Here is a 6,843-nt window from a genome sequence, read left to right as displayed (position 1 = left end):
TCTTACTGCGAATCTCTTTGATATAGTTTTCTGCTGTTTGTTTCTTCTTGGTTTCCATTGTCTTAAAGTTAATTAATCTTTGGAAACACTCCACAAGCTTAGCACCCAATCGGTCCACTTTCAGCTGACGATTTACAAAATAAAGAGAGTTATGAAAGGAGTAATTAATAATAATACGCCTGATTTAGACGGGGTGATAAACGACAGTGAAGACTATCGATTGGTTACTGGCCGGGTACAACAGGGCTTTGAAAAGTTAGCCTGGCAGTTGAATGACTTAGGGTTGGATGCGGTACCCTTGATGCCTGAAATATTACATCTTGCAAAGCTCGGTGGTAGCCCATTTGAAGTTGAACAGACTTTGCTCTTTGAACAGGATAAATTGCTCATGAAGCTACATTTTGATAACGATCATTCGACACTAACATTGACAGGCATCGAAGCGTCGATGGGCGGTTTTTCAAGTTTTTTTGATAGCAATATAACGCTGAAACATGCTATATCAAATTAAAAGATACAGCTAAAAATAATTCATTTAAACACTTAAATAATAATAACATGAACGAGCAAAATTCTGAATTTTTGAAAAAAAGCTTGCTGAACCTGGGGTTTGGCGACAAATTAAATGGTGAACTGGACAAAGAAATGGAGGCGAAAACACCGGAGTTTACGCTGGATATGCAACATGAGTTTAACCAGAAAACCATTGATTATACGCTTCATTTTAAAGCTGGCGATAACCAGGATATGTATTTCTTTAACAAATACGATGCAAAGATTAGCCACAAGGATGATCCGTCCAAAGATGTGAACCAGTCATTTTTTATCAATAAAGGGAGCGGAATAACCGCTAAAGAAGCCTTTAACTTAATGGAAGGCAGGGCGGTTCACAAACAACTGTACAACCTGGAAGGGCATAAATATCAGGCTTGGTTACAGCTTGATGATAAGAACCTGACCGATAACGGCAATAAGAAAATTAAGCATTACCATGAAAACTATGGCTACGACATAGACAAGGTGATTGCCGGCAAGGGTATAAAAGAATTGGATGACCCCAAAAGTAAGGAGGATTTGATGCGTTCCCTTAGAAAAGGTAATGCCCAACAGGTTACCGTTGACCGTGATGGCTCCGAACAAAAGTATTTTATGACCGCCAATCCGCAATATAAAACAGTGGATTTGTACGACCATCAAATGAAAAAGATCAAAAGGGAAGAAATATTGCAACCGGAACAGAAGGCCACCAAAACGTTAAAACAACGGGAGCAGCCAACGGAGGATCTGCCAAAAAAAAAGCAGTCGCGTAAAGCAAAAATGAAAGTTTAATTTGAGCTTTCGGAAACAGGTCTTGTACAGACCTGTTTCTTTATTGAATAACTGATAAGTGGCGAACATTGCTTGCTGCACTCGTTTAGTTGGTCATAGACATGATATATTCTATTTTTTTCTACATAAATCTTGTTTTAATAGAAAAAAATCTACAAATTAGCATATGTCAAAGCAACTAATAGAAAAAAATCTACAATCAACCATAGACGAGATCTTATTCGGAAGTTCTGATAAGGCGCTTTCCCAACAAATTAGCAGGTTGGAAAAAGCCGGTAAGATTAAAAAAATAGCACCACGCATTTATACTTCTAATCTGACAGAACAGCCCGAAGTGCTGGTCAAAAGAAACTGGTATAAAATACTTGCACATCAATATCCGGGGGCATTATTAAGCCACCGCAGCGCGTTAGAATTTAAGCCCTCTCTATCGGGCGAAATATTCATCACCTATAAATACACCAAAAATATTGTATTGCCCGGTATAACGATCCGGTCGTTAAAAGGCAAAGGGCCTGTTAATGGTGATACTTCGTTTTTTAAAGACTTATATGTTTCCCAGGAAGCAAGGGCATATCTGGAAAACATGCAATCTTCTACACAAAAAGAAGATAGTTCAAAGGTGCTATCTAAAGAAGCTATAGAAGAAAAATTGGATGCCATTGTCCGTATCAGGGGCGAAGAAGAATTAAATCGCCTGCGTGACGAGGCAAGGCTTGTTGCAGACGAACTCGATATGAAAAAGGAGTTTGACCGATTTAATAAACTTGTAGCCGCCTTACTTTCGAGTAACAGTAACAAAATTTTATCATCGCCGCTAACTAAAGCGAGGCTTTCAGGCTTTCCCTATGATCCGTCCAGGATTGATTTGTTCAACCACCTTTATGAACAACTTGCGGCAAATGAATACCCTGTTTATGAAGATCAAAATACTACGATCCACGCTTATCAGAACTTTGCCTTTTATGAGAGCTACTTTTCTAATTACATAGAAGGCACCATTTTCGAAATTGAAGAAGCCAAAGAAATTGTTTTAACCGCTACGCCGATGCCATCACGGGATGAAGATTCACATGATGTATTAGGAACGTACCAAATTGTTTCCGATAGAAAAGACATGAACCGTTGCCCTGATACGCCGGAACAGTTATTAAGTATCCTCCGGCACAGGCACGCTATTTTGTTAAGTGCCCGTCCCTCAAAAAATCCTGGTCATTTTAAAGATAAGAATAACCGGGCCGGTAATACTGAATTTGTAGATTGGCAACTTGTTCAGGGAACGCTTAAAAAAGGGTTTGAGTTGTATTCTATGCTAAGAAATCCCTTTTCAAAAGCTGCCTATATCATGTTCCTGATCAGTGAAGTTCACCCGTTTTTAGACGGTAACGGAAGAATAGCCAGGGTGATGATGAACGCCGAACTAACGTCAAAAGGATTATCCAAAATTATCATCCCTACCGTTTACCGGGAAGATTATATGGGCGCTTTAAAAAAATTGACCAAACAGGGAGAATCGGCTGCGTACATCAGGATGTTATTACGTGCCTATGAATTTAGTGCGACCGTACATCAGGAAGATATGGATAAGATGGAACTATATTTGAAGCAATGCGACGCGTTTGAGGAACCGGCTTTAGGAAAGTTAAACTTTCAGAAATAAGAAAGTTTAAGCTATTGCTTTTTGTAAAACAGTTGCTACATCACATTGATTTGCATAATAGGGCCATAGTTTTAGGATACTTTCGATCTGCCTGATGATCTCATCGGGCTTTTTTATGGTCATTTTTTGGCTATTTCCAGTAGGTCTTTCCGATTTATACCCTGTCTTTTGCCGTTAACGTTTAATGATTATTTATTCCATCATTAATGGATAAAAATGGACTTAATGATGGATATTTTAAGCATTAAGATATTTTTATTCGTTCTGATACTGTCCCTACGGCCAGGCTATACGCTATATCTTTCCTTGAAAGGATGCCGCTGCTATCCTTGAAAGGGGATTTTAAAAGACCAACTGCTTAAATATCCTGCTCCTGCATTTTCGCTATGCTGCAAAAGCATCCGCTTCGGTAACCTGCCGGAAGATGCAATTAAGAGCATCATTCAAGACTGCACTTGTTTACCCGCTCCATTGCATTGCGCCGGGAAAAGCTGCGCTTGCCTTCTCTCTGCACTTAATTTATTGCCAAAAGATCAGACACTTTAAGTAGCTATTTTCCAATCGAAACGGAGAAAAAGGCAGCTAAGGTTTTGCCCGCATTACTTAAAGACTTCAAAAATATCCGCAAAAGACTACGGCATAATGAAATAGCTCGTCCCTCGCCAATTCACCCTGCGGGACTTATTCCGTTTCCTTTTGCCTGCTGCGGGCACCTTTTAATTGCTTTCTTTTTTTCCGTTTTTTCTTTTGAAAAATAGCTTTTTAGGAAAGTCTTCGGGAAAAGAGGGAAACAAAAAAACAAATTTTTAACCCTTTAAAAGCAGTAAAAAAATGAAAACAGCAGAAAAAAATGCAAACGGTGTACAAGGTGCAACAGCAAAAAACAACCAAACAGCAAACCGAGTTGAAAACCGCCCAAGCTTAACCCAAAAGGAAGCCAAAGAAGATGAAAACGTTAAAAATCAAGCACCTGCCCAAGCTCCGCAAGTTGAGGCAACCCACAACGCCGAAATTAAGATCGATAGCCCCGCTACAGTGGATAACAAACCCGCTCACATTGACGGGCAACCCGAAAAGCCCGAATTGAAAGAAGAACCAAAGGCAGAAGCGGTAAAAGTGGCAGAACCAATAGCGGAAGTAAAACCCGTAAAATTTGCTTTGAACTTAGAAAGCACCCTAAAGGCAGTGGATGATTTGCACCGCAGGAGCATCCAACGGGTAAACCTCATTGCACGTATCAACCAGTTAACTGCCTTTGAGGTGGCGTTAGCGCAGGAAAATGACGAGTTGGAAGATAACCCGTATCAGGGTTGTAAACTCATTATCAAAGATGATAAGAACCGGGAATTTATTACCACCACACCGGGCTTGATCCGTTTGGTATCCCAATACATTTTTGATGCTTGTAGCGACAAACTGGCGGAAATTGAAGCCAATATCGTTTTTCCAAATGCCTAACCAACCCCATGCTCCCTCCGTTAGCCAACGGACGGGGGCATTTTTAAATTTCACCTTAAAAGTTAATCCGATGTACGAGCAATTTATAGAGTTAACCAACCAAATATTTTGGGAAGGTTACGCAGAGCAATTAGCACAGGAAAATCCGGTAAAATTTCAATTCGAGTTAAATGATTTTATAAACACCTATCAAAATTAAGGCGATGGAAGATAAAATCTTTTTGCTACTAAAAATAACCATCAAAACCACGCATAAGGATATTCACGATGCGATACAGGAACTGCAAACGAAAACGCAATTAACGGTAAGCAGTACCAAAAAAGTTAAGGTTTTGAAAACAGAGATCATGCAGTTAAAAACTAAAACCCCTTAAATTAAAATTATCATGGCACATCAAATAAATTTCAATCAGAAAACAGGCAAAGACAGCTTTATGAGCGTAAAGGAAAAAGCCTGGCACAACCTCGGGCAGGTGATAGACCGTTACCCGACCAGTAGCGAAGCGATACAACACGCCGGACTGGACTATATCGTTGAAAAACGCCCTTTGTTTACTTACGATACGGAAAACCATATCGGGAAAACGGCAGATAATATTATTATTCCTGAAATAGCAGTGCCTAATTTCTTTGCGACCGTTCGGGCCGACACGGACCAGGTTTTGGGTGTTGTGGGTAATGATTATGAAGTGATGCAAAACCGGGATGCTTTTTCTTTTTTTGATGCTATCGTAGACGGTGGCGAGGGTATTTTATACGAAACAGCGGGGGCTTTAGGCAATGGCGAACGGGTATTTATAACCGCTAAACTACCCGATTATATTAAGGTAGGCAGAAAAGATATGATTGAGCAATACCTGTTTTTAACCACCTCACACGATGGTTTAGGGAGCATTACCGCCGCTTTTACCCCTATAAGGATAGTTTGTAACAATACGCTTAACGCTGCCATGCAGAGCAATAGCAACGCCATTAAAATACGGCATACCGCATCCGCAGGGGAGCGTTTAAAACAGGCGCATACGCTTATGGAAATCAGCCACGTTTTAGCGGGTGAAATCGAGGTCTTATTCAACGAATGGGCAAAGGCGCGTATCACCGATACCGAAGTGAAAAAATTAATACAAATTGCAATGGCACCTAACAAAGAAGTGCTGACCAATTTAGCCGAAGGTAAATTAGACCTGTTATCTACCCATTATACCAACATTGTAGATAATGTGTATGAATATGCTTTGGCAAACCACACCCAGCAATTAGAAACTACCGCCGGAACGGTGTTTGGTGCTTATAATGCGGTAACGGGCTACTTTCAAAATGTGCGCAGTTTTAAAAGTGATGAAGCAAAGTTTAAATCCATCATGGATGGAACTGCCAAACAACGGGCACAAACTACTTTTAACCTTTGCCGTGATTTTGCGGCGCAGGGAAGCGAAGCATTGATATATAACTAAATTACTAATGAGGGGGAGGAATCCCCCTTATTTTTAAAATTGCCCGGCGGCGGGCTATGCCCGCCCGGAAGAACACCCCCTGTTTTCTTATGGTTAGATGATCTTTGGTGAAAACAGGGGTGCTTTTCGAATGCTAAAATACAGTCAGGCTTATTAAATGATGCATCCAAATAAATTGATGCCGGTATCACCATTCATGAAAACTAGCAAAATTATTAAAGCCTCTAATAAATTGAAAAACTATGGATTCTAACAAAGATGAAAACGTAATAAATAATGTAAACAAATTGTTGTTTTTAGTTCACCCTTAAATTGCGGTATCCTGTCGTTAAAGTATGTTTTGTTTTAAAAAAATCATAAAAACCTTTCTAACATTCTCGCTTTTATTGTTATGGGCTGTTTTAATAGCATATCGTCCTCTTAATAATCAGTCTTCATGGAATTTTTCTTACCATAAAAAAAAAGTAGCACTAGCCGGAATATTTTTGGAAATTAAAAAGCAAACTGGGTTAACCGTATTTTATAATAACCAACTTATCAACGATCAGCAAAAACTAGCCGCGGATTTTCAAAACACAAACTTGTCTAAAGTTTTAGATGAAATTTTAAAAAAGCAAAGATGCAGGTGGGTTATTCAAGGTCAATATATCATCGTACAAAGGAAAAAAAATTAAGATGATGCGTTCCCATTAAAAGTTCAAATTTCAATATATGGATAAATATTTAATTAAAACTCTAGCCGTTTTTTTGGTCGCAATACTTGCGTCTAACAGCAGCTTTGCGCAAAACGGATTAGCAAATGCTGTTTCAAATGAGAATGATCCCAAAATGAATTGGTGGCATATGGCCAAATTCGGAATGTTTATTCACTGGGGAATATATTCCGTTCCGGCCGGGAAATATAATGATGATATTAGTCAGGGGGAATGGATAATGAACCGT

The 6,843-nt window shown here is 39.4% G+C and carries 9 protein-coding genes; all 9 read left to right on the top strand.

Annotated features, from left to right (window positions below; all coding sequences use genetic code 11):
• The first annotated feature begins 151 nt into the window (after positions 1-151).
• Positions 152-511 (top strand): hypothetical protein, encoded by a 360-nt coding sequence (locus QZX97_RS17385; RefSeq protein WP_295654728.1) that lies wholly within the window; start codon positions 152-154, stop codon positions 509-511.
• Between the two features lie 47 nt (positions 512-558).
• Complete coding sequence (locus tag QZX97_RS17380) at positions 559-1,329, top strand: hypothetical protein (protein ID WP_295654727.1); 771 nt, start codon at positions 559-561, stop codon at positions 1,327-1,329.
• Positions 1,330-1,495: 166 nt separating this feature from the next.
• Positions 1,496-2,989: a Fic family protein gene (locus tag QZX97_RS17375; protein ID WP_295654725.1), complete on the top strand. Its 1,494-nt coding sequence runs from the start codon at positions 1,496-1,498 to the stop codon at positions 2,987-2,989.
• Positions 2,990-3,820: 831 nt separating this feature from the next.
• Positions 3,821-4,447, top strand: coding sequence for a hypothetical protein (locus tag QZX97_RS17370; protein ID WP_295654723.1), 627 nt, complete (start codon positions 3,821-3,823; stop codon positions 4,445-4,447).
• Entirely contained in the window at positions 4,440-4,646 is a 207-nt protein-coding gene (locus QZX97_RS17365; protein ID WP_295654721.1) for a hypothetical protein, read from the top strand. Before QZX97_RS17370 ends, QZX97_RS17365 begins: the two co-directional genes overlap by 8 nt.
• A 4-nt stretch (positions 4,647-4,650) precedes the next feature.
• A complete protein-coding gene (locus QZX97_RS17360; RefSeq protein WP_295654719.1) occupies positions 4,651-4,821 on the top strand; it encodes a hypothetical protein in 171 nt (56 codons plus the stop codon).
• A 12-nt stretch (positions 4,822-4,833) separates the two neighbouring features.
• A complete protein-coding gene (locus QZX97_RS17355; protein WP_295654718.1) occupies positions 4,834-5,901 on the top strand; it encodes a DUF932 domain-containing protein in 1,068 nt (355 codons plus the stop codon).
• A gap of 335 nt (positions 5,902-6,236) precedes the next feature.
• Entirely contained in the window at positions 6,237-6,575 is a 339-nt protein-coding gene (locus QZX97_RS17350) for an STN domain-containing protein (RefSeq protein ID WP_295664847.1), read from the top strand.
• Between the two features lie 37 nt (positions 6,576-6,612).
• On the top strand, positions 6,613-6,843 hold a 231-nt coding region (locus QZX97_RS17345), incomplete at its 3' end, for an alpha-L-fucosidase (RefSeq protein ID WP_295664845.1).

This window comes from uncultured Mucilaginibacter sp., assembly GCF_903893715.1.
In the GTDB taxonomy this organism is placed as follows: domain Bacteria; phylum Bacteroidota; class Bacteroidia; order Sphingobacteriales; family Sphingobacteriaceae; genus Mucilaginibacter.
Note: the sequence above shows the minus strand (reverse complement) of the source record. Positions and strands in the feature narration are given on the sequence as shown.